General features: G+C 64.3%; 20 protein-coding genes. 2 read left to right on the plus strand and 18 right to left on the minus strand.

Going from position 1 to position 23,736, the window contains the following annotated elements:
- Positions 1-49 precede the first annotated feature (49 nt).
- Positions 50-952 (minus strand): LysR family transcriptional regulator, encoded by a 903-nt coding sequence (locus tag GV002_RS17300; protein ID WP_160019559.1) that lies wholly within the window; start codon positions 950-952, stop codon positions 50-52.
- A gap of 79 nt (positions 953-1,031) precedes the next feature.
- Between GV002_RS17300 and GV002_RS17305 the strand changes: the two genes are divergently transcribed.
- Positions 1,032-2,141, plus strand: a complete 1,110-nt coding sequence (locus GV002_RS17305; protein ID WP_160019560.1) for an SRPBCC family protein — start codon at positions 1,032-1,034, stop codon at positions 2,139-2,141.
- On the opposite strand, the gene cysZ is transcribed toward GV002_RS17305, so the two are convergent.
- Complete coding sequence (gene cysZ / locus GV002_RS17310) at positions 2,115-2,879, minus strand: sulfate transporter CysZ (RefSeq protein WP_160019561.1); 765 nt, start codon at positions 2,877-2,879, stop codon at positions 2,115-2,117. The genes GV002_RS17305 and cysZ overlap by 27 nt on opposite strands.
- Before the next feature lie 285 nt (positions 2,880-3,164).
- On the opposite strand from cysZ, the gene trxB reads away from it, so the two are divergent.
- Complete coding sequence (gene trxB, locus GV002_RS17315) at positions 3,165-4,112, plus strand: thioredoxin-disulfide reductase (protein WP_160019562.1); 948 nt, start codon at positions 3,165-3,167, stop codon at positions 4,110-4,112.
- Between the two features lie 108 nt (positions 4,113-4,220).
- Here the strand turns inward: trxB and GV002_RS17320 are convergent, their stop codons facing one another.
- From GV002_RS17320 to algD, 16 genes are all read right to left on the minus strand, one after another.
- On the minus strand, positions 4,221-5,381 hold the full coding sequence (locus GV002_RS17320) for an AAA family ATPase (protein WP_160019563.1): 1,161 nt from the start codon (positions 5,379-5,381) through the stop codon (positions 4,221-4,223).
- 24 nt (positions 5,382-5,405) lie between these two features.
- On the minus strand, positions 5,406-5,774 hold the full coding sequence (locus GV002_RS17325) for a hypothetical protein (protein WP_160019564.1): 369 nt from the start codon (positions 5,772-5,774) through the stop codon (positions 5,406-5,408).
- The gene (locus GV002_RS17330) at positions 5,771-6,601 is read right to left on the minus strand and encodes an SDR family oxidoreductase (RefSeq protein WP_160019565.1); all 831 of its coding nucleotides are present in this window, start codon (positions 6,599-6,601) and stop codon (positions 5,771-5,773) included. Before GV002_RS17330 ends, GV002_RS17325 begins: the two co-directional genes overlap by 4 nt.
- Before the next feature lie 195 nt (positions 6,602-6,796).
- Positions 6,797-7,261 carry a multidrug transporter gene (locus tag GV002_RS17335; protein WP_160019566.1) on the minus strand — a complete coding sequence of 155 codons (465 nt, stop codon included), beginning with the start codon at positions 7,259-7,261 and terminating at the stop codon, positions 6,797-6,799.
- Between the two features lie 282 nt (positions 7,262-7,543).
- Positions 7,544-8,980, minus strand: coding sequence for a mannose-1-phosphate guanylyltransferase/mannose-6-phosphate isomerase (locus GV002_RS17340; protein WP_160019567.1), 1,437 nt, complete (start codon positions 8,978-8,980; stop codon positions 7,544-7,546).
- A gap of 97 nt (positions 8,981-9,077) precedes the next feature.
- The gene (locus tag GV002_RS17345; RefSeq protein ID WP_160019568.1) at positions 9,078-9,725 is read right to left on the minus strand and encodes an alginate O-acetyltransferase AlgF; all 648 of its coding nucleotides are present in this window, start codon (positions 9,723-9,725) and stop codon (positions 9,078-9,080) included.
- A gap of 25 nt (positions 9,726-9,750) precedes the next feature.
- On the minus strand, positions 9,751-10,884 hold the full coding sequence (locus tag GV002_RS17350; protein ID WP_160019569.1) for an alginate O-acetyltransferase: 1,134 nt from the start codon (positions 10,882-10,884) through the stop codon (positions 9,751-9,753).
- Between the two features lie 13 nt (positions 10,885-10,897).
- Positions 10,898-12,349: an MBOAT family O-acyltransferase gene (locus tag GV002_RS17355; protein ID WP_160019570.1), complete on the minus strand. Its 1,452-nt coding sequence runs from the start codon at positions 12,347-12,349 to the stop codon at positions 10,898-10,900.
- 132 nt (positions 12,350-12,481) lie between these two features.
- On the minus strand, positions 12,482-13,555 hold the full coding sequence (locus GV002_RS17360) for a mannuronate-specific alginate lyase (protein ID WP_160019571.1): 1,074 nt from the start codon (positions 13,553-13,555) through the stop codon (positions 12,482-12,484).
- A gap of 10 nt (positions 13,556-13,565) precedes the next feature.
- Complete coding sequence (locus GV002_RS17365; RefSeq protein ID WP_160019572.1) at positions 13,566-14,996, minus strand: alginate O-acetyltransferase; 1,431 nt, start codon at positions 14,994-14,996, stop codon at positions 13,566-13,568.
- Positions 14,997-15,007: 11 nt separating this feature from the next.
- Positions 15,008-16,543, minus strand: coding sequence for a mannuronan 5-epimerase AlgG (algG, locus tag GV002_RS17370; RefSeq protein ID WP_160019573.1), 1,536 nt, complete (start codon positions 16,541-16,543; stop codon positions 15,008-15,010).
- Between the two features lie 11 nt (positions 16,544-16,554).
- Complete coding sequence (locus tag GV002_RS17375) at positions 16,555-17,994, minus strand: alginate export family protein (RefSeq protein ID WP_160019574.1); 1,440 nt, start codon at positions 17,992-17,994, stop codon at positions 16,555-16,557.
- A 14-nt stretch (positions 17,995-18,008) separates the two neighbouring features.
- Positions 18,009-19,385: an alginate biosynthesis TPR repeat lipoprotein AlgK gene (gene algK, locus GV002_RS17380; protein ID WP_160019575.1), complete on the minus strand. Its 1,377-nt coding sequence runs from the start codon at positions 19,383-19,385 to the stop codon at positions 18,009-18,011.
- 12 nt (positions 19,386-19,397) lie between these two features.
- Entirely contained in the window at positions 19,398-20,561 is a 1,164-nt protein-coding gene (locus GV002_RS17385) for an alginate biosynthesis protein Alg44 (RefSeq protein ID WP_160019576.1), read from the minus strand.
- A gap of 26 nt (positions 20,562-20,587) precedes the next feature.
- Positions 20,588-22,069 (minus strand): mannuronan synthase, encoded by a 1,482-nt coding sequence (gene alg8 / locus GV002_RS17390; protein WP_160019577.1) that lies wholly within the window; start codon positions 22,067-22,069, stop codon positions 20,588-20,590.
- 51 nt (positions 22,070-22,120) lie between these two features.
- A complete protein-coding gene (gene algD, locus GV002_RS17395) occupies positions 22,121-23,431 on the minus strand; it encodes a GDP-mannose 6-dehydrogenase (protein ID WP_021488167.1) in 1,311 nt (436 codons plus the stop codon).
- Positions 23,432-23,736: the final 305 nt, after the last annotated feature.

Genomic DNA, 23,736 nt, shown 5'->3' on the forward strand with positions numbered 1-23,736 from the left:
CTCTGCCCAGGTCATGTAGTGAACATGACGTTTCGATTGCGTTTATATGTCAGGCAAGCAGGCCGTGCAGTTGTTCACGCAGCCAGGCATGTGCCGGGTCGTGGTGCTGCTGGCGGTGCCAGATCAGGCTGATCTGCACGGCCGGCATGTCGAAGGGCAATGGTGCGACCTGCAGGGCGAAAAGCGGCGCGAAGGCGTTGGCCAGGCGCGCCGGTACGGTGCCGAGCAAATCGGTGTGGGCGACGATGGCGGGAATCGGCAGGTAATTGGGCAGGTGCAGCGCCGCTTGGCGTCTGACCTTGGCCGAGCCCAGGACGATTTCCAGTGGCGAGCCGCGCCCGGCACGTGGCGTCACGATCACATGGCGAGCCTCTTGGTAATCCTTGAGGCTGAGGCCGCCGACGAAGGCCGGATGATCCTGGCGCCCGATCACCACCAGAGCCTCTTCACGCAGGGGCGAATAGCGCAGGTCAGGCGAGTCGAAATGCAGGTAATCGATGGCCAGGTCTAGAGCGCCGCTCTCCAGGCGTGGCAGCAGGTTGTCGGCGTCGTCGCTGTGAGCCACCAGCTCTACCAGCGGCGCGACGCGGGCCAGGTGCGCCTGCAGCGTCGGCAACAACGCGGCCTGGGCGTAGTCGTTGAGCGACAGGCTGAACACATGTGGCGTCCGCGCATCGAAGGGTTCTGCCGGACCGAGGCCGGTCTGCAGCAATTGCAGCGCCTGGCGCACGGGTGGGTAGAGCGCCAGGGCGCGCGCGGTCGGCGTCATGCCGCGTGCGGTGCGCTGGAACAACTCCTCGCCCAGTTGCTGGCGCAGGCGGGCGAGGGCGTTGCTCACGGTTGACTGACTCAGGTGCAGGCGTTGGGCGGCGCGGGTCAGATTGCCTTCCTGCATCAGGGCGTCGAAGACCAGCAGCAGGTTGAGGTCGAGCTGACGTAAATTCGTTATCACGGATAATGCTCTTTTCAAATATCCATTATTCGAATGATTTGGCCGGGCCTAGACTGCTGTCAATCCACAGGAGAGCGCCATGGCCTACAACAATGACAATGCCCGGGCTTTTCGCAGCGATTACCGGGCTGCCATCCATCCGCTGTACAACCCCTGGCTGCATGCCGCATTCGTACTGGCTTACGGGCTGCTCTGCATCGGGTGGCTCGGGAGCACGCTGGAAGCCGTGGCGCCCTGGCAGTGGCTGCTGGTGCCGGTGACGCTGGTGTTCTTCAGTTGGGGTGAGTACCAGGTGCACAAGCGCCTCGGCCACAACAAGACGCGCTTCGGCAAACTCTTCTACAAACGCCACACCGGCGATCACCACAGCTTCTTCGTCGAGACGCTGATGCCCTACGAGACGGCGCGCGACTGGCGGGTGATCCTCTTTCCGGCCTGGCTGATCGTGTTCTACAGCCTGCCGTTATTCGCCGCCTGGTGGCTGTTGTCCCATCTCGACGGCAACGTCGCCGCGTTGTTCGCCGGCAGCATGCTGCTGGGCTACATGAGCTATGAAGTGGTGCATGCCTGCGAGCACCTGCCGGCCGAGCACCCGGTTTCGCGCTTGCCGTGGATTCGCCAGATGCGCCGCCTGCACGCGCTGCACCATCGCCGTGAACTGATGCATTCGTACAACTTCGGCATCGTTCATCCGCTGATGGACTGGCTGTACGGCACTCTGCACTGGGAGCCTGAGGCGATTCATCAGCAGAACCGCCAGCGACACCACATTCGCATCGCCCGGCCTGCCTCGCGCGTGCTGGAATACGCCGCGGCGCCGAGTCACTGGCCGCAGTGGCACCCGTCGTCACTGCGCATCTATGGGCGCGAGGGGGCCTTGCTCGCAGGTGAGCGCTTCGAGGAAGACATTCATGCTGGCGGCCGCGCCGGGCATCTGCGCTGGAGCGTGCTCGACCATCAGCCGGCCCAGCGTTGGCAGGCCAGTGCGCAGGGCGATCATGGCCTGCACCTGCTGCTCACCTACGAGTGCGTGACGGTGGAGGGCGGCTGCGAGTTCGTGCGCACCCTCGAATACGGTTTCGCCGGCTGGCCGATGCGCCTGGCCAATGACCTGTTCATGCGCCGGCGCATCGAGCGCGAGTCGCAGGCGTCGATGCAGGCGTTACACGATGTTCTTGCGCGAACCTAGCGCCTGCTCGCCGCGCTCGCGTACCCAGAATAGCGTGGCACCGGCCACTGCCGCCGGCATCATCAGGATGTTCAGCCCCGGCACCAGCAGGGCGGCGTATGTGATACCGCCGAAGCTCAGGCTCTGCCAGCGCTTCTCGCGCAGCCAGGCGAGCATGTCCTGCCAGCTCATCTTGTTGTTGTCCGCCGGGTAGTCGATGTACTGCACGGCCATCATCCACACGCCGAACAGCAGCCACAGCGGCGCAGCAATCAGGTTCACCACCGGGATGAAACTGAGGATCAGCAGGCCGATGGCACGCGGCAGGAAGTACGCCAGCTTACGCATCTCGCGGCCCATGGTGCGCGGCACCATGGCCGCCAGTTCGGCCCAGCTGAATGGCGGGAAGTGATCTTCACCGCGCGCTACCACTTCGACCTTCTCTGCGAGAAAGCCATTGAACGGCGCGGCGATGATGTTGGCCAGCATGGTGAAGGTGAAGAACACCATCAGCAGCACCAGCACCACGAACAGTGGCCAGAGGATGTACTGCAGAAAGCTCAGCCAGTTCGGCAGTGTGGGCATGAAGGTATCGACCCAGCCGCTGAACTGCTGCACGGCAAAGCTGATCAGGGTGACGAACAGGAGCAGGTTGACCGTCAGCGGCAGCAACACGAACAGGCGCAGACCAGGGCTGAGTACCAGTTTCAGGCCTTCTCGCAGGTATTGCGGGCCGGACAGGACGGGAGCGGCGGGCATGGTGGTCTCCTGAGTGGTTGATGCGCGCGACCATACCGACTTTGCCTGCGCGGTGAAAGTTCAGCCATGGGCAAGGCTCAACCCCGACGGCCATAGGCGGATTCTATTCGCGGAATTGGTAATGGATATTTCCGCTTCGCAAACCGCCCCGATAGCCTTGCGCCCAGTTTCCTTTTAGAGGTGCGCTTTTTTGCGGGGCTCTCAACGTTCCAAGCCTTCCCCTAGTGCTTCGAGAGTCCCTTTTTATCCAGCCTGCCGGTCCTATGGGCCTGCGAGGAGTTAGCGATGTCTGCCGTTCGTCATGCCCGCGTCATCATCCTGGGTTCCGGCCCTGCCGGTTACAGCGCTGCCGTCTATGCCGCGCGCGCCAACCTGAAACCGCTGCTGATCACCGGCATCCAGGCCGGCGGCCAACTGACCACCACCACCGAGGTGGACAACTGGCCGGGTGATCCCCATGGCCTGACCGGTCCGGCGCTGATGCAGCGCATGCAGGAACACGCCGAGCGCTTCGAGACCGAGATCGTCTTCGATCACATCAATGCCGTGGACCTGGCCGGCAAGCCCTTCACCCTGGTCGGTGACAGTGCTACCTACAGCTGCGATGCGCTGATCATCGCCACCGGCGCCAGTGCGCGTTACCTGGGGCTGCCCAGTGAGGAGGCGTTCATGGGGCGCGGCGTTTCGGCGTGCGCAACCTGCGATGGCTTCTTCTATCGTGGCCGCGAGGTGGCAGTGGTCGGTGGCGGCAATACTGCCGTGGAAGAGGCGCTATACCTGGCCAATATCGCCAGCAAAGTGACCCTGATTCACCGCCGCGAGACTTTCCGTGCCGAGAAGATCCTGCAGGACAAACTGCGCGCACGTATCGCCGAAGGCAAGATCGAGTTGCAACTCAATGCCGAGGTGGACGAGGTGCTGGGTGATGCCAGCGGCGTCACTGGCGTGCGTCTGAAGCAATACGGCGGCGCTTACCGCGAGCTGAAGGTGGATGGTCTTTTCGTCGCCATCGGCCATACCCCCAATACCAGCCTGTTCGAAGGCCAACTGGCGCTGAAGGATGGCTATCTGGTGGTCAATGGTGGGCATGAGGGCAATGCTACCGCGACCACTATTGAGGGCGTGTTCGCCGCTGGTGATGTGGCCGATTCGGTCTATCGCCAGGCGATCACCTCGGCCGGTGCCGGCTGCATGGCGGCGCTGGATGTCGAGCGCTATCTCGACGGGCTGTGAGGTTGCGGCCGCGTTGTTGGCGGCCGTTGTAGGAGCCGGCTTGCCGGCGATGCCTGGCAATGGTTGATCGCCCGCAAGCGGGCTCCTACGGGCCTGGTGTCTGGCCGCTCAATCCGGCCAATGCCAGGGCGGCTCGTCGAGCATGCCCTGGCCGCGTATGCAGGTCTGGCCGAGCTGTTTGTCCAGCTCCAGTGTGTTGCAGTCGGGGCTTTCCTTCAGCGTTGCGATCAGTCGGCTGGCGTGAGAGACGACCCACACCTGCGTTTGCTTCGACGCGGCGATGATCAGCCGGCCAAGTGCAGGTAACAGATCCGGGTGCAGGCTGGTTTCCGGCTCGTTGAGCACCATCAGTGAAGGCGGCCGAGGCGTGAGCAGGGCGGCTACCAGCAGCAGGTAGCGTAGCGTACCGTCGGACAGCTCGGCTGCACTCAAGGGGCGCAGCAAACCCTCCTGGCGCAGTTCCACGGCGAAGCGCCCGCCGGCCTGAAAATCGATATGCAGGCGGCTGCCGGGGAAGGCGTCGTCGATGGCGGCGTCCAGCGCCGCGCGGTCGCCGATTTCGCGGATGGTCTGCAGCGCGGCGGCCAGGTCGCGGCCATCGTGATGCAGCACCGGTGTGCGCGTACCCAATTGGGGCTGGCGTGCCGGCGCGTCTGCATCACTGCGAAAGTGATCGTAGAAGCGCCAGCGGCGGATGGTTTCGCGCAGTTGGAAGACTTCCGGGCAATTCGGGTCGTTGCCGATCTGGTCGAACAGGCTGTCGTAGTTCGGCACGTGTTGGGCCAGTACCTGCCAACTGCGCCCTTCACGCATGCGCACCATGGGCCCGGCGCGATCCACCAGCAGCGAGGCAGGGCGGTAGCTGGCGCCAGCCCAGATGCACTCGCGCTTGATCTCCGGGTCGAGAGCGAAGGCCGAGCTGCTTGGCTCGGGCAGGCCAAGGGCGATGGCGTAGCCGAAATCCTCGCCGGCAAAGCCCAGGCGCAGACGCATCACGTTCTGCCGCGGGCCACCCTGCACGGGCACCTCGCCGCCCAGCATGCGTCGGGAAATTTTCTCCGGTCCGGCCCAGAAACTCGATTCCAGCCCGCCTTCGCGTGCCAGCGCGTTGACCACGCCACCTTGCGCGGTTTCCGCCAGCAGGCGCAGGGCACGGTAGAGGTTGGACTTGCCGCTGCCGTTGGCGCCGGTGATCAGGTTGAGCCGGCCCAGTGGCAGCACCAGGCTGTTGATCGAGCGGTAGTTGGCGACGGCGAGGGTGTGCAGCATGGCGGAGTCATCCTGACAAAACGATCAGCGACCATGGCGTGGCGAAAACGCCAGCCAGGCCAGCACTGGGTAGCACAGATAATGCAGGCTGAAGAGAAACAGGCCCATGGGGCTGGGTGTGTCCTGCAGGACCATCATGCCCAGCAGGCCGAGATAGAGCAGCCCCAGCACGCCGCCATAGAGCAGGATGAAGCGCCAGCGCTCGGCGCTGCTTGGCGCGCGCCCCTGGCGCCAGTGAAACACCAGCGCCAGGCCAGCGGCGATGGCGGCGGCGATCAGCAGTGTGGTGAACACCCCGCCCAGGCGCACGAAGGTGCGCAGCAGCAGGTTCAGCACGATGGCTGTGACTATCCCCACAGCCGCGTAGTAGCGCAGTTGCAGGCTCTGGCTCACAGGCTTTGCACCAGGCCGAAGCGTTTGCTCAGTACCCGTTGTAACAGTGCCTTGGGCAGCAGCGTGGCAAGCAGTGGCAGGGCGCGGCTTCCATTGCCCAGACGCAGCAAGCGTGGGCGTTTGTCGCGTTGCACGGCGGCCAGCAGTTGCGCAGCGAACTCGCTGGCCGGGGTCGGGTTGTCCTGCGAGGCGTTGGCGCGGGCGCGGATGCCATCGCGTAGCGGCCACCAGGGCGAATCCTCGCGGATCAGCGCCTCGGCTTGCTGACTGGCGTTGGCGCCGAAGCTGGAGGCGATGGCGCCGGGCTGCACTTCCATCACCTCGATGGAGAAGGGCGCCAGCTCCATGCGCAGCGCGTCGCTCAATGCATGCACGGCAGCCTTGGAGGCACAGTAGGCACCGGCGAAGGGCGTCACCAGTACCGAGGAAACGCTGCCGATATTCACTACCAGACCACGGCTGCGGCGCAGCAGCGGGAAGAGCGCGCGGGTGACGCCGACGATGGAAAACACATTGGTTTCGAACTGCCGCTGCATCGCTTCCACACCGCCGTCGAGCAGTGGGCCCATGGCGCCGTAACCCGCGTTGTTGATCAGCACATCGAGGCCGCCGATTTCCTCGTTCAGGCGTGCGGTCAGTTGCTGCAACGCTTCGCCATCATTGACGTCGAGCTGCACCGCGTTGAAACCGGCCTGTTGCAGGGCGGCCAGATCGCCCTCCTTGCGCGCCGTGGCCCAGACGGCGTAGCCACCCGCCTTGAAGGCGTCGGCCAGGGCGCGGCCGATGCCGCTGGAGCAGCCAGTGATCAGGACGCTGGGTTGAGGCATGGCGGGGTTCCCTGAGACGAGATGGGGCTGCAGCTTAGCAGGCTTGGCTTGAGGTGATAGCGGACTGTTCGCCTAGGCTCCTGAGTCCGCCCTACGCGCTTAATGCCGTAGCCCGGATGCAATCCGGGAACCGCCATAGGCAGCATCCCCGGATTGCATCCGGGCTACGAGGCTGCGTTCGGCGTGCAGTAGGTGTCAGCGAATGAACTTGCCCTGCAGGCGTTCGGCGCGAAACTCCAGGGTCGCCGGGCGATAGCCGCTGCGCAGGTCGGGCAGGGGCATGCAGTCGCTCCAGCTGGCGCCCGGCAACAGTTCGCCCGGGCCGCTGTAGCGCGGCGATTCGTAGAGGCGCTGGGCCAGGTTGGTGGCATTGCCCGGACGGTAGGCGGCGACTTCCCAGCGCAGCTCAAGCAGGGCAGCGTCGCTGCCGTTCTTCAGGTCGATCGCCAGGGGGCGATCAGCAGGGCAGCGCTGTGGGTCGTAGTGCAGGCGCAGTTCGAGATGGGCGAGGTAGCGCTCATCGCGAGTTTCCTGCCAGAGCACCCAGGTGGCCACCAGGCCGAGACCGACCAGCGCGGCCATGGACACCGGCAGCGCCTTGGTCGGGTAGCGGATCAGCAGGATCAGCCAGGTGATGACGAGTACGACACCGAACAGCATGAGGGCAGCCTTTTGCGAAGTCTGCGCTCATCCTACACAAGGTGTCAGGTCAGGGTAACCGCGTGGGCTGTCGCAGGGTGTGACAGCTTCCTTCATCTGGCGGGAAAGGGGCAGGGAAAGGGAGAACCTGCAACGGCGTGGCGTCTTCTGCCCTCTCCCCCAACCCCTCTCCCATGAATGGGAGAGGGGAGTTCGTTGCGCATGCCTTGGATGAACTGGGGCGTAGCCCGGATGCAATCCGGGGCCGAGATCGACCCGTATTGCATCCGGGCTACGAACAGCTCAGTGGACGGCGCCAGCGACTAACGCATCGCTGCGACCGTATACATCTTCCAGACGCTCGATATCGTCTTCGCCGAGGTAGGTGCCGGACTGCACCTCGATGATTTCCAGCGGGATCTTGCCCGGGTTGGAGAGGCGGTGCACCGAGGTCATCGGGATGTAGGTGGACTGGTTCTCGGTGAGCAGGAACTCACGGTCGTCGCAGGTCACCTTGGCCGTACCGGACACCACGATCCAGTGCTCGGCGCGGTGGTGGTGCATCTGCAAGGAGAGCTGTGCGCCCGGCTTGACGGTGATGTGCTTGACCTGGAAACGACCGCCCATGTCCACCGAGTCGTACGAGCCCCACGGGCGATACACCTCACAGTGGTTCTGAGTCTCGCAGCGGCCCTGTGCGTCGAGCTTGCCGACCAGTTTCTTGACGTCCTGCACGCGGTCCTTGTGCGCCACCATCATGGCGTCTTTGGTTTCCACCACGACGATATCGTCCAGGCCCAGTACCGAGACCAGCTTGCCGTTGCCGTGGATCAGGCAGTTGCGGCTGTCTTCGAGCACCACGTCGCCCTTGGTCACGTTGCCGGCCTCGTCCTTGTCATGCACTTCCCAGATCGACGACCAGCTGCCCACGTCGTTCCAGCCGGCGGCGAGCGGCACCACGCAGGCGCGGCTGGTCTTCTCCATCACCGCATAGTCGATGGAGTTGTCCGGGCAGCAGGCGAAGGTGGCCGGGTCGATGGAGATCTGCGTGCCGTCGCGCTGGCTGCGTTCCAGGGCCAGCAGGCAGGTGTCGTAGATGTCCACATCGTGATGCTTGAGCTCTTCGAGGAAGCGGCTGGCGCGGAACAGGAACATGCCGCTGTTCCAGTAATAGTCGCCGCTGTTCACATACTCGGTGGCGCGTTGGGCGTCGGGTTTTTCGACGAAGCTGGCGACGCGCGCCACGCCATCGGGCAGGGTGCCGTCAGCCTGGCCGCGGATGTAGCCGTAGCCGGTTTCCGGGCGGTCTGCCGGTACGCCGAACAGCACCATCTCGCCTTTTTCGGCGGCCACGGTGGCCAGTGCCAGGGCCTGGCGGAAGGCTTGCTGGTCGTCCAGTACATGATCGGCCGGCAGCACCAGCATCAATTCGTCACGACCTTCGGCGACCAGCTGCAGGGCGGCCATGGCCACGGCGGGGGCGGTGTTGCGGCCGAACGGCTCGAGCAGCAGCATTTGCGTCTGCTGACCGATCTGCTCCAGTTGCTCGAGCACGATGAAACGGTGCTCCTGGTTGGCCACCAGCACTGGCGGTTGCATGCCGTCGAAGGAGAGGCGCTGCAGGGTCTGCTGGAACAGCGTCTGCTCACCGGTCAGGGCGAGGAACTGCTTGGGATACAGCTTGCGCGAAAGAGGCCAGAGTCGCGAGCCGCTGCCACCGGATAGGATGATGGGGGTCATGGTTGTGTCTCTCCTGAACGATTGATCAAGTGGTTTGCCCGTGTCGTGTCGGTGCGGCGTGTACCCGCCGTTTTCCTTGTTCTAGAAACTCACTGCATCAACCGTCGATGGGGCGCTTGACCCACACCGGCGACAACTTGCCCTGACCACCGGTGACGAACAGGCTGACCACCTCGCCGCGTTCCAGCGTGACCGGTTTCAGGTCGGCGACCTTGCGTTCGCCGTCGAACAGCGCCAGGCCGACCTTGACCGGGTTGATCTCGCGGTCGCCACGGCCGTCCGGCTTCACATCGGCGACCACATCGGTCTTGCCGTCGGCGGTTTTCAGGCTGAGGGTGCTGTCAGTCAGGTTCTGCACGCGCAGCAGGGCTTTCTGCCGGCTGGTGAAGGGCGGTTCCTCGACCAGGCGCGGCTTGGCGCCGGTCTGGCTGACCAGGGTGTAGTAACGCGCGGCCTGCAGATCCACCGGCATCTGCGCGTTGCCCACTTGGGCCTGATAGCTGCCGGCCGGGAGGAACTTGAAGTCGCTCGAGCCTAGTGGCGAGATCTGCTTGAGCTGGGTCTGGCCGACGCTGACATCGAGTTCGGCGCTGCTGGCGTTGTAGGCTCGGACGAAGGCCGAACCCTTGGGCGCCTTGGGTCCGTAGAGGGCGCCGTCATCGGCATGCGCCTGAAGCATGCCGAGGCCCAGGGCCAGGGCGCAGGCGCTCAGAGTGAAACGACGCAGGGTGGTTTGAGTGTTCATCGGATAGTCCTCCTTGGGGGATGAATCAGTGACTGGCAGCAGCCAGCCCCTGGCGCTCGCCGCCGTCTTTGAGTGCGGTGAGCCATTGCGGGTCGAAATCGGTGAAATCGCTGGCCATCGGCAGGTAGCGCTCGGGGAATTCCCAGATCACCAGCTGTGGTGGGTTGTTCTTCAGCTCGTCGCTTTGCAGGTACTTGAGCATCGGCACCAGCGGGCCGCCGCCTTCCTCGGCGTGGTTGGCCAGGTCGCGCTGCAGGTGTTCACGCAGGGCACCCGCGAAGTTCCAGGCTGGGTTGGCGCTGTAGCTGGTACCGACCAGCGTCACCGGCAGGTCGCTGTCGCCGAACAGGTCGTCGCCGCTGCCTTCGGCGGCGTGGGTTTCACGCTGCTGCAGGCGGTCGGCTTGCGGCATCAGGCTTTCGAACAGCGGCGCCAGCGGCAGGAAGCGGGTCAGGTCGCCCTGGTGCGAGCGGGTTTCCACGGTCTCGGTGACGAACTGCTGTGGCTCGCCACGCAGCTGCATGGCGCTGTGCACCACCTCGCTCAGGGCGCGGGCCGTGATGTCGGCACCTTCCGGGGTCCAGTGGGTGTCGGTGCGCAGGAACATCGGTGCTTCGCGCTTGGCTGCCTGCAGCGGGCCGAGCAGGTCCGGCGCGGCGATCCCGGCGTTACGCACCGCGCGGTGAAAGCGCGGGTACAGGCTGCGCTGCAGCGCGCTGGGGCGATGGCTGCCGGTGTGCTCCGGGTACAGGCGGGTCTTGGCCGGGACGATGGCCAGCAGCAGCTGGATGTCGCGTTTCTCCAGCTGGCGCTGTACACCACGGATCAGCGCCAGGTTGTCGCGCAGCTGGCGCTGACCGTCGGCCAGCGGATCGAACTCCTCGTCCGAGTACAGCCAGCCGTCCTCGCCGACCACCAGGCCGCTGCGGCCTTCGCCAAACGCCAGGTATTCCAGGGCGGCCCAGAGGTTGATGCCGGCCTGCTTGAGCGGGAAGTTCTCGTCGTAGTGACGCTCGATGCTCTTGGCCAGGCCGCCGTCGAGCACGTTTGGCTGCGCCGGCATGCTATAGGCGCCGAGCTTGCTCAGGGCCAGCAGGCTGACTGGCAACAGCAGCAGGGCGAACAGCGCGACATACAGGGTCTTGATGGGGCGATTCATGCTCGGCCTCCGCTCAGAACTGGAAGTACAGGAAGGGGGAGTAGCTCTGCGCCGAGAGCTTGAGCAGCGAGGCGCAGAACAACAGCAGCAGTGCGCCGCGTACGGCCACCATGCGCAGGTCGACGGCCTGCAGGGCGACACCGGCGCTGGCCAGGGTCAGGCCCGGCTCATGGCTGCGACTGGCAAGGAACTGGCGGGCACCGTTGATGGCGATCACCACCCAGGCCAGCACCAGAGTGACCATCTGCAGCCCGGTGATGTGCGCCAGGGTCAGCTCGCTCAGCTGCCAGTCACCGAAGGACAGCAGTGCGGCGTACATGCGCCCGGCAACTTCCAGGTTCTCGGCACGGAAGATCACCCAACCGAGCATCACCAGCAGCAGGGTGAAGGCCCATTTCAGCGGGTTGAACACAGTCGGTGCGGCTTTCACGCCGAGCGCTCGTTCGATGGCCAGCCACATGCCGTGCCAGGCGCCCCAGATCAGGAAGGTCCAGTTGGCGCCGTGCCAGAAACCGCCCAGCAGCATGGTCAGAAACAGGTTGCGGTAGGTGTTGAAGGTGCCGTGACGGTTGCCACCCAGCGGCACGTACAGGTAGTCACGCAGCCAGGTGGACAGGCTGATGTGCCAGCGCCGCCAGAACTCGGTGATCGACTGGCTGATATAGGGCTGGTTGAAGTTCTCCATGAAGCGAAAGCCCATCATCAGGCCCAGGCCGATGGCCATGTCGCTGTAGCCGGAGAAGTCGAAGTACAGCTGCGCGGTGTAGGCGATCATGCCCAGCCAGGCGTCGCCGGTGCTGGGGTTCTCCAGGGCGAAGCAATGGTCCACCAGCGGCGCCAGGCTGTCGGCGATGAACACTTTCTTGACGAAGCCCTGCATGAAGCGCGTGGCGCCTTCGCTGAACTTGTCGAGGCTGTGGGTGCGGTCGGTGAACTGGTCGGCCAGGTCCTTGTAGCGCAGTACCGGGCCGGCGATCAGCTGGGGGAACAGGGCGATGAACGCGGCGAAGTTGATCAGGTTGCGCGTCGGTTCGGTGTCCTTGCGGTACACGTCGATCAGGTAGCTGATCGACTGGAAGATGTAGAAGGAAATACCGATCGGCAGGATGACCGACGTCAGCACGAAGGGCTCCAGGCCCATGGATTCGAGCACGGCGTTGATGTTGGCCACGCCGAAGTTGGCGTACTTGAAATAGCCCAGCGTGGCCAGGTTGCCGATCACCCCGGCCACGACCCAGCGGCGCGCCGTCTCGGTGCCGGCATGCGCCTGGATGCGCAGGCCGAAGAAGTAGTTCCACAGCGTCACCGCAGCGAACAGCAGGAGGAAATCCACCCGCCACCAGGCATAGAAGGCGTAACTGCCGATCAGGATCAGCAGGTTGCGCCCGCGATTCGGGCACAGGTAGTACAAGCCGAGGAAGGTCGGCAGGAACAGGAACAAAAAGACGTTGGATGAAAAGACCATCCGTGCTTCTCCGTGAACAGCCGGGGCAGCGCCCCCCTTTCCCCCCGCGAGCGGAGGGTTTGTTTTTGCTACGTCCGTAGGAGCTGGCCTGCCAGCGATCAGCTTTTAAAAGCATCGCCGGCAAGCCGGCTCCTACGGCTTTCCGAACACCTGGGTCACTTCGCCACCGAGGCGGAAGCTGTTGAACGGCCCCATCTCCTGGTTCAGTTCGCGGGTCTGTTCGCTGCAGGCATAGAGGCTGCAGTAGGGCGCCAGCCAGGCGTACTTGAAGTCCTTGCGCAGCTCGCTCATGTCCTGCTTGGCGCCAGTGCGCTGGGCGAACGCAGCCGGGTCGCGCGCGCCTTGCAGCACGCGCTCGGCCAGGCGCTGCAGGGCACCATGGTTCTCGCCACGCAGGTCGACTTCATTGGCTTCGGCAAATGCCGCAATCATCGCCAGCGGCGGCAGGGCGTAGTTGTGGTAGGCGAGGGCGCGATGGCTGCGGCGCATCTCGTTGGCCAGGTAGCCTTCGTCATCGACCTGATTGGCAGCGATGCGGAACTGGCCTACGGACCAGTCGAACAGGTCGCGGCGATCATCGATCACCGCCACCGCCATCACCGACCAGGCAGCCCAGTAGCTGTGGTTGTTGATCTTCTTCAGCGGCAGGTCGCTCCACTCGCGCACCGTGTGCTCGGCCAGGCGAGTGAACCAGGCCTCGATGCGTGCGCTCTGTTGCGGGTAGGCGGCCAGCGGCTGCGACTCGGAAAATTTCAGGCGTAGCCAGGCGCCGGCCAGGCTGCCGAGCGCCCATTTGCGCATCGACTTGCCGGTGTGGTTGAACTGCTCGGACTCCAGCGCATCGGAGCTGGCCCACTGGTCCAGCCATTCGATGGCGCATTCCAGGCGCTCGCGCTGACCGGTACGCATGTAGCCGGTGATCATCCGCCCGGCCTCCTTTTCCAGGCGGGTGATGTGCGCGGTCTGCTCGCGGAAGTTCTTCTCCGCCTGGCGATTGAGCGTGGCGCGCGCGCTATCGGAGCCCTCGTACTTGCTGGTGAACTGCAGCTCACCGGTATACGGCTGCGGTACCGCCGGGCAGACGGGCGCCTTGCCGTCGCGCTGGCCCACGGCGGCGTAGTAACCCGCAGGCGGTTGCAGCGCGGCGAAGGCCGGGGCGCTGAGCAGCAGCGCCACAAGGGTGAAAGGTGCGAGTCGTGCAGGCATGGTGGCCTCCTCAGTCGTTCGCGTGATGCTGCGCGACCTGCTGGCCAGGCCCGCTCGGGCGTTCGCACAGGCTGGCCTGGACTTTCAGGTCGTTAGCGCTGTCCTCGGGCTTCTGGATTTCCAGGGCGAAGAAGTTCTGATCACCCCAGCCCGGCTCGTCGCGCAGCTCCACGGCGAAGCGGCCGTCGGTGTCGACGGTGTCGGGTTTCTCCAGCTTGAGCTGTTCGCGGCGGCCGTTGAGGTACCAGATGGTGGCGTCGACGCGTTTGACCGACGGATCGCTGAAACGCAGGTCGAGCTGGTGACGATTGCCGGCCAGGGTCAGCAGCTTGTTCTCGCCGTTGACGAGAATTTCGTTGCTACCCGGATGCAGGCGTTTCTCGCTGGCGAGCAGCTCGGTCTGGCCGCTGCAGCCGTTGTTCAGGGAGGCCATCAACTGACGGTGGATCTTGTCCGAGGCCAGGTCGTAGAGCGGCGAGAATTCCCAGATCAGGACCTTCGGCGGGTCGTTCTGGAACGAATCGCTGGCCAGGTATTCGAGCATCGCGCCTTCCAGGCCACCGCCGGGGAAGGCGGCGTTGAGCACGTCGGTGCCCAGGTACTGTTCCAGGAAGCCGCCGAAGTTGTAGTTCTTGCCGCTGTGGCTGGTGCCGACCAGGGTGATCTGCGGGCTGCTGTCGTCGCCGAACAGCGCATCGCCATCGCTGGCATTCTTCGGCTCGGTGATGAACTGATCGACGTACTGCACCGCATAACCGGTGCCACACAGTTGGCTGGCAACGTTCTGCATGGTGCCGGTCTTGCCCATCAGACCGACACGCTCGGTGACGAACTCCTTGCGCGGAATGTCTTCGAAGCCGGGGATGCGCTTGACCGTCTCGGCCACCAGACGCGCGGTGCGCTCGGCACCGTAGGGTGTCCAGTGCTGGTCGCGGCGGAAGTAGAACTCCTTGTCGCTGTCCTCGTCGGTCAGCGGGGCCAGATCCGGCACCCAGATACCCAGCTGTTCGAAGCGGGTCAGCGCCTGGCGATAGTTGCGCAGCGCCTTGTCGTAGTCGAAGCGCTGATAGTCGGCCGGGCGCAGCTTGCTGCGATTGACCAGGCCGCGGGTCGGTTGATAGACCACCACCAGTTCCACGCCGCGCTGCTTGAGGCCGTCACGCAGTTCCTTCAGCCGCTGGTAGCCGACTTCGCTGGTGCCGAATTCGGTGCGCAGGTCTTCGACGCTGCGAAACAGCCAGCCCTCGTCGGCATCCATCAGGGTGACGAAGTTCTTCATGTAGTTGGTGGTGTAGCGGCTGGCGTCGTGCGCAGCCGGGCACAGCGAGCAGCAATCTTGTACCTGGTATTGCGGCGCCTGGCGCTCTTCGGCTTGCAGGGTGCTGCCGAAGGCGGCGCAGGTCACTGCCAGGGCCAGGGTCTTGAGTGTGTATGCAGTCATTAGAGGCCTCGTCAGTTGGTCATCAGCTCGGGATCGATTGGGTCGATCAACACGGGCAGGCGCTGGCGCACCATGAGGTCGAGGATTTCGTCCTGCTTCTCGCCGAGGATGCCGGCGAGCTGGATGCCGCTGCTCTTGCGCGGTGCGAGCATCTTCACGCGGTACATCTCGACGGAAAGTGGCGAGTCGATGTTGATCGGGCTGGAGCCATTACCGGCCAGGGTGCCGCCGACGATGATCATCGAGATCTTGGTGTCGAACGGGTCCAGTTGCAGGTCGCGGTCGGTGTCGGACAGGTCCTTGATGTGGCCGTACACGCCGGTGAGCTGGTTCATCGCCGAGACGTTTTCGTAGAGGCGGATGTTCTCGCTGTTGCGGATGCGGATGCCGTGGCGCTGGTTGCGCAGCACCTGGTTGCCCCACAGCAGGTTGTCGCCGCTCTCGTACAGGGTGATGCCGTCGGCATGATTGCCATGCACGCGGTTGTAGGCGATCAGGTTGTGCTCGCTGTTACGGTCGATCACCACCCCGGAGAGCTTGTTGTCATAGCTCTCGTTGTTGAAGATCCAGCTGTCGTTGACCTCGCGCGAGATGATGATGCCGTGCTTCTTCTTCGTACCGAACACGGTGTTCTCGGCGATGATCAGGCCGTGCGAGCGGTCGTGCGGATCGATGCCGTAGACGATGTTGTCGCGGTAGGTGTTGCCCTTGATCACGACGTTCTGCGCTTCGTAGCAGTAGAAGCCGTACCAGTGGTCGACGAACTCCGAATCGATCAGCCAGCCGGTCGGTTCTTCACGTTGCAGGCGCTCATGCATGTTCGGCGTGTACTGGGTGATCGACACGCCATAGGACTTGGAGTTGTCGTAGCCCAGGCTGGTCAGCACGCTGCTGGCGATGTACAGCTCGCTGCCGCCCCAGGACACCAGGAACGGGCGGAACTCCTTGCCGTCGTCGCGCAGGGTCGCCGGGCCGTTGTCGGCCTCGCGCCAGGCGGTGACGCGGGTGTCGGTGAGAAACATCAGGCCGTCGTTGACCAGGAACGCGCCGCGCTCCTGCGACAGGCGCAGTTCGCGGGTTTCCTTGCCGACATGCAGCGCTGCGCCTTCTGCCACGACGATGGGCAGGCGGGCGAGGTACACGCCCGGTTCCTGCTCGGCGAACTGGCTCTCAGGCAGCGCCTTGGCGATGTCCTGGGCGGTGACCAGGCCACCTTCGATGAAGATCGCCTGGGGCATGCCTTGCTGGCGTTTGATCCACTCACGCAGGCGCTCGTTGCCGCCGGTGAAGTCCTTCAGCGCGTCCTGGCGCAGCATGCGCCTTACCATCACCTGACCGCGCTTTTCACGCGGGATCTTGGCCAGCACGGCCTCCTTGGTGTAGCCGGACAGGTCCGGCAGTTTGGGTGCTTCCAGATGCAGCTCGTCCGCCGGTGCGCTGCGCACGCGGTAGTCGAACTGGTGCTGCTCGGGGTTGGCCTGGGCCAGGGGCGCGGTGAGACACAGTGCGCTGAGCAGCAGGGGTAGGGCTAAGCCGTTGGGTTGCATGATCCGATCCCTCAGAAGCGCCAGATGAAGTCGACGAAGGCGCGGTGCATCACCGAGTCGGTGCCGCTGCCGTAGGCGTCGCCTGGCAGGAACACGCCGGCGCGCAGGCGCACCAGGGCCGAGCGGTCATCCAGTTGTTCGGCAACGGCGGCCGGCAGCAGGCCCTGCTTGAAATAGCGGGTCAGCACCAGGTCGACTTCCTGGCCGATGTCTTTCTCGCCAGCCACCAGCGGCGCGGTGATGCCGCTGTCGCCGACGTCCTGATCGCCATCGACGCGCCAGAAACGGTGATAGACGACGCTGGCGTCGTAGTCCTCGCCCAGTTGCCAGGAGCTGAAGGCACTGGCCACCTGCAGGTTGGAGAGCTCGCCGCGGAAGGCCTCGCCGTAGCGGTGCAGGCGCGATTCGACGCCGGTGAAATTGGCGCGGTTGCTGTGCAGGCCGGTCTGCATGAACTGGCGGGATTTGCCCTCGTCGCCACCGCCGCTGCCACGGGCATAGGCGGCGCCGATCTTCCAGTTTTCGTCGAGGCTGTAGCGCAGGCCCAGGTCCATGGCCCAGGCGTCGACGTCCTGGCTGCGCGAGCCGGTGGCGATGCGGTCGCTGCCGACCACCTGCTGCTGCAATTGGTCGGTATCGCCCTGCAACCAAGTCAGCTGCGCCCAGTAGTTGAGGCGGTTGCGCGAATTGCGTTCGAAGAAGCCGCCGTCGGCGTGCAGGCCAAACCAGGTCAGGTCACCGGTGTAGCGCTTGCTCAGCTCGTCGACGCGCTCGCCGGGATTGGCCAGGCGGCCGTCGTCGCGGCTGTGATGCAGCTTGGTGCCGATGCGGTGTCCGGGCGTCCACTGGTAGTCGAGGCCGGCGAAGAAATGCTGGCGGTCTTCGTCTTCGGGCGCCAGGTCGTCGAGATCGGTGCGGTAATCGGAGAAGCGCTCGGCGATGCCGACGTTGGCCTGCAGCAGGGTGGTATCGAAGCGCCAGTTGACCGCTTCGATGTTGGTGTCCCACCAGGTACCTTCGTCACTGCGCAGGCGCTGACGACCGACGCGCAGGTGCTCACCCGGGTAGGCGGTGAGGCCGGCGTAGTCGACCCAGAATTCGCGCATGGCCAGGTAGCTCTTGTCCGGCTGGCGCGCGTCGCTGCGCTGCGTGCTGTCTTCGCCGTCATCCTGCAGTGGGTCGGTTTCGATGGTATCGGTGGCGGTAACCACCTGGCCCATGGCGAAGGCGCTCCAGTTGCCGCGTTCGCCGTAGGCCCAGGGGCGCAGGTCCAGACCGATACCGCTGACATCCCCGCCGCTTCGGGTGCCGAGGTCGCGGTCATCTTCCGATTGCGCGGTGATCTTCACATCCAGGCCGAAGTTCTTCGGTGCATCCGCCGCCCAGGCGGCGCTGGCCGCCAGCAGGCTGGCACTCAACCCCAGCTGGCTAACGATTTTGTTCAACTGCATGCGTGCATCCTTGTTCATGGCTGGCTGACCTGCAGGGCGGCCTGCTGCTGCAGGACGATGCCGCGGGCATCGCGCTCTTCGCGCAGCAGGCGTTGGCCTTCGGCCAGTTGTGCCGGGGTCAGGCTCTCGGCCACCGTCTGTGCCAGTTCGACGGTTGGCGGTGTGTTGCGTGGCAGGGCCAGTTGGCTGAATACGTAGGCGTTGATCGGGTTTGGCTTGACCCCACGACCCTGGCTGAACATCTGCGCCAGGGCGAAGTCGGCGCTGAGCTGGCCAGCGCGCGCAGCGCTGAGCAGGTGGTCGAGCGCCTGCTGGGCGTAGACCTCGCCGAGGTAGCCGCGCAGGTAGATCTGCCCCAGGTAGTAATTGGCGCTGGGTTCGCTGGGCGCGGCCTTGCGCAGGTGCTCTTCGGCTTTCTTCGGTTGCTGCGGCAGCAACTTGCCTTCGTAGTACAGGCGCCCGAGTAGCAATTCGGCGCGTGGCAGGGCAGCCTCGCGGCCCTTGTCCAGATAACCGAGCAGCGTGTCGATATCGCCTTGCGCCGGATAGTCGTAGAGCAGACGCGCCAGGCTGACCCAGGCGGCCGGATAGTTCGGTGCGATGGCTTCGAGCAGCTCCTGTGCCTGCTGCGGTTGCGGTTGGCCGACCTCAGGGTCGCTGAGGACTTGAGCCACGGAGTCGACCTGGTTGGGCGAGACAGTGCCGGCGCGGTAACCCGCCAGCAGTTGCTCGATCAGCGCCTGACGGTCGTCTTCGCGATTCTGCTTCTGATACACGGTGGCCAACTCGGCGTAGCAGGCGTCGTTGCTGGCCAGGCGCGCCTGGCAGATGCGCTCGATCTCGCCCAGATGCTGGTCGTAGGTGCCATCGGTGCGATACAGAAGAATCTGCGCCAGTTCTGCCTGCGGCAGACCCTGCTGGCGCCAGTCTTGGATACGTTGCGCGAGGTTCATGGCGGGAAAGTCCTGTGGGTAGAACAGGTAGAGTTCGGTCAGCGGCAGCAGCGCACTGGGCTCGCGGGCCTGGGCTGCGCTTTCCAGCAGCTCGGCGGCCTCCTGGCGCTCGGCCAGGCTGCTGCCGGGCTTGCGCGCCAGCAGCTTGCCGAGGCGCGCCTCGGCCCGTGGCGAACCGTCCTGGGCCTGGCGGTAGATGCGCTCGGCCTCATCCAGATCCTGGGTCTGGCCACCTGCTGCGTAGATGTCGGCCAGGCCGATCTGCGCGTCGCTGTAGCCCATCTCGGCAAGCTGGCGGAAGTGCCATTCGGCCGTCTGCTGGTCGCCGCTGTGCAGGGCTTCACGCGCCAGGCGCTCATCCGGCAGGCCGGCACAACCGGCCAGCGTGGCGCTGACGGCGAGGCCGAGCAGGGCAGGGCGAAGTAGGGGCATGCTCACGACACGTTCTCCTTAGCGGCCTGCCGCGACGGCGCGATCGACCAGCCAGCCCAGCGACGGGCCACGGTCGATGACCACATCCACCGGTTGCCCGGCGAGGCTGGCCGGCAGGGTTTCCTGGGGCTTGATCACCACGCGGATGTCCGAGCTCAGGCCGCCGTCATGCAGGGCGCTGCTGACGATCTCGCCGTGACGCGCCTGGTCTTCGCCGGCCACCTTGAAGGTCACTGGCGTGCCGGGGCGCGCCTGTTCCAGATGGCGGTAGGGGAAGCTGGCGGCGACGGTGGCGATGCCGTCCTGCGGCACCAGTTCGAAGATCACGTCGCCCTTGCTGGCGAACTGACCGTCGGCCACCAGTTGGCGGGAAATCTTGCAGTTGCACGGGCTGGTCAGAGTGCCCTGCATCTCACGGGCGAACAGCGCTTCGATCTGGCTCGGGTCGAGCTGGTCTTCACCCAGGTGCCCCTTGAGCATTTCCAGCATGCTGGTGGTGAAGGTGGCGATTGGCGCGCCTTTCTCGACGATGCCGTCGGGCTGCGCCAGGCTCTGCACGCTGCCTTCACGCGGCATGGTCACCTGCAGCGCTGGCAGGCTGATCTGCGCCGACTGTGCGTGGGTGACGAAGTACAGGCCGTAGATCGACTTGCCGATATAGCCGAAGGCGGCCAAACCGATGAGGAAGATCGCACCGCTGAAGGTCACCGCACGCAGGCGGCCGAACACGCCCATACCGCCGCTACCGCCGTTCTTGCGCGCCTTGGTGAAGTTGTCGCGCTGGAGGATGTGCAGCACTTCGCCGACGTTGACCAGCTCGCCAGCCAGGTGCGCGCTGATCAGGTGGCGCAGGGCCGCAGTTTCGCGTGCGCCGACGCCATGGAACTGGCAGCCGATGCGGTTGTGCTCGGGCTGTACCGAGTTGACCTGAAACTCCACGTCCAGGCCCAGCACCAGGCTGTCGAGCTGGAACTGCAGCTGGCCGCGATGAAAATCACCGACCTTGTGCGTGGTCTTCTCGTTGGTGAAGCTGAAACCGCCGGCAGAGACATCCTGCAGGCGTGCATCGATGCGTTCGCCCTTGGCATTGGTGAAGCGCAGACGCCCCGGCAGCTTGACGCGGGCATGTTGGCGCTGGGCCTCGGACTCATGGACGACGTTGTGATTGGCGACGGAGTTCATGGTGGCTAATTCCTATTCGAGTACGGTCACACCAGCGCCAGCAGCGCGGCGATGAAGACAGAGGCGGCAGAGAAAGTCATGGCACGTGACGACCAGCTGTTGAACCAGTTGGCGAAGCTGGACAGGCCACGATTGAGCTTGGTGTTCTGGCGCGTCCAGGATTGCTGGTCGAGGCGGAAGAACACGTAGATCTTCACCATCGCGCCAACGATCTGGTTGTAATAGAGCAGCGCCGGGTAGGCCGGACCGATGCGGTGGCCGGAGAGCATCAGCAGCAGCGTCAGGATCAGCCGCGTCGTGCCGATCCACAGCAGGTAGATCAGCAGGTACATCAGGCTGTACTTGATGCTGGCGATGATCGCCACGCACAGACCCAGCAGGCAGGTCCACATCGACACGCGCTGATCGAACAGCACCAGGCTGGTGAAGGCGCCGAGGCGACCCATGCCCAGACGCAGGGCGCGCGAGTTCTGCCGCAGGTTGTTGCCGTACCAGCGGAACATCAGCTTGCGGCTGGCCTTGATGAAGCTCTTCTCCGGCGGGTGCTCGACCGTGTTGATCGCCGCATCCGGCACGTAGAAGGTGTCGTAGCCCAGGCGCATCAGGCTGTACCAGCTGGACTTGTCGTCACCGGTGAGGAACTGGAAGCGGCCCAGGCGCCAGTGCTCCAGGTGATCGCTTTCCACGTCGCGGATGAACTCGGGGTCGGTCACCACGCTGGCGCGGAATACCGACATGCGCCCGGTCATGGTCAACACGCGTTTGCTCAGGGCCATCGAGCACATGTTGAGGTGGCGCTGGGCGAAGCGCAGCTTGTGCCACTCGCTCATCAGGTAGCTGCCGCGTACCTCGCAGAACTCGTTGGTGGTCAGCCCGCCGACGTTGGGGAAGAGCTTGAACCAGGGCACGCATTTACGTACCACTTCAGGCTCGAGCACGGTGTCGCCGTCGATCACCGCCACCACCGCATCGCGGTCCGGCATCTGCCGGGAGATGGCGCGAAAACCATGGGCCAGGCCATCACGCTTGCCGGTGCCGGGAATGCGCACGATGTCCAGGGTGACATGCGTCGGCGGCTCGGCCTGAGCCCAGAGGTTCTTGATCAGCAACTCGTCGGAGAGCTCGACGATCGAGCACACCACGGTGGTTGGGTAGCCGCAGTCGATGGCTTCGCGAATCACCGAGCGGTAGACCATGGCGGTGGTCAGCGCCTCGATGCGAAAGCTGGTGACCAGCAGGAACACATGAGAGGGGTCGGCGTCCTTGCCGAGTTTTGTAACCTTGCGGCGATACCAGGGGTACACCAGGTAAAGGAACAGGCAGCCGCGCACGAAGTGCATGGCGCCCATGGAATAGCGCCAGATGCCGACGATACCGATGAGCAGGAGGAAGTCCCGCGACTCGGGGTCGAACACCGTGCGTGGCAGGGCCAGTGCCAGCAGCATCAGCAGGCTGAGATAGAGCATCCAGCCGCTGGCTTGGTTGAGGCCGTTCTTGAGCTTGTCCATATGGGTCTCCGAGTACCTGCACGCGCTGGGCGCGCAGGTACGTTCGGGTCCTTACCAGCAGATGCCTTCGGCCACACCATTGCTGGCGTGGGGCATGAAGCCGACCAGGTCGATCACCCGCTTGCCGCTCGGCGCCTGCTCGGCCAGCTTGGCGAAGCGTTCGTCGCTGTTGCCCAGGACGATGATGTCGGCCTTGGCTACCACGTCGTCCAGGTCACTGTTGAGCAGCGAGGAGACGTGCGGGATCTTCGACTCGATGTATTCCTTGTTGGCGCCGTGTACGCGGGCGTACTCGACGTTGCGGTCGTAGATGCTCAGGTCGAAACCCTTGCCGATGAGCATTTCCGCCAGCTCCACCTGCGGGCTTTCGCGCAGGTCATCGGTGCCGGCCTTGAAGCTCAGGCCGAGCAGGGCGACCTTGCGCGAGTCGTGACTGGCGATGATGTCGAAGGCCTTCTGCACCTGGGCGGCGTTGCTGCGCATCAGCGAACCGATCAGCGGCGCTTCCACATCCAGGCTGCCGGCGCGGTAGTTCAGCGCACGCACGTCCTTGGGCAGGCAGGAGCCGCCGAAGGCGAAGCCGGGCTTCATGTAGTACTTGGAGAGGTTGAGCTTGTGGTCCTGGCAGACCACGTCCATCACCTCGCGGCCGTCGACGCCGACGGCCTTGGCGATGTTGCCGATCTCGTTGGCGAAGGTGACCTTGGCGGCGTGCCAGACGTTGCAGGTGTACTTGATCATCTCGGCGACTTCGATGTCCTTGCGGATGATCGGTGCGTCAAGTTCTTCATAGATGCTGGCCAACAGGTCGCCGGAAGCCTTGTCCAGCTCACCGATGACGGTCATCGGCGGGAAGTCATAGTCCTTGATCGCGGTGCTTTCGCGGAGGAACTCGGGGTTCACCGCCAGGCCGAAATCGACGCCGGCCTTCTTGCCCGAGCAATCTTCGAGAATCGGCAGCACCACGTTCTTGGCGGTGCCTGGCAGCACGGTGCTGCGCACCACCACGGTGTGGCGCTCGTTCTTGTCGCGCATGGCCATGCCGATCTCGCGGCACACGCCTTCGATGTAGTTCAGCTCCAGGTCGCCGTTCTTCTTGCTCGGCGTGCCGACGCAGATGAACGACACATCGCTTTCCAGAACGGCAGCGGCGACGTCGGTGGTGCCGCGCAGGCGACCCTGACGCAGACCCTGTTGCAGCAGTTCTTCCAGACCCGGTTCAACGATGGGCGATTTACCGTTGTTGATCAGGTCGATCTTGTTCGCGGAGATATCCACGCCAATCACGTCGTGACCGCGTGCCGACAAACAGCCGGCACAAACGGCACCTACATAACCCAAACCGAAGATACTGATTCGCATGGTATTCACCTCGTCCGTTCGATGCAGTTTCAAATACTGGCCTTATGGCCAAAACTAGTCCGTGAACGTGCTGCTTTAATATGAGCAAGTTCATTCAGGCATAAATAGAGTGGGGCGCCGGAAGTGGCACCAAATGTGGGCCTTTATATTGAAGGTGGCCCTTTGATGTTGTCGCTGCCGCCTCGTTTGAGGCTTCTATCTCGGTGCTTTGACGGGTTGCTATATCTCCCTTTGAAATACACGAACTTTTCTTTGGGTGAAGCTGTCCGGCGAAAGTTAATTCGCTATTTGGCAGGTTCAAGTGA

The sequence above is a fragment of the Pseudomonas sp. 8O genome, from assembly GCF_902506495.1.
In the GTDB taxonomy this organism is placed as follows: domain Bacteria; phylum Pseudomonadota; class Gammaproteobacteria; order Pseudomonadales; family Pseudomonadaceae; genus Aquipseudomonas; species Aquipseudomonas chaetocerotis.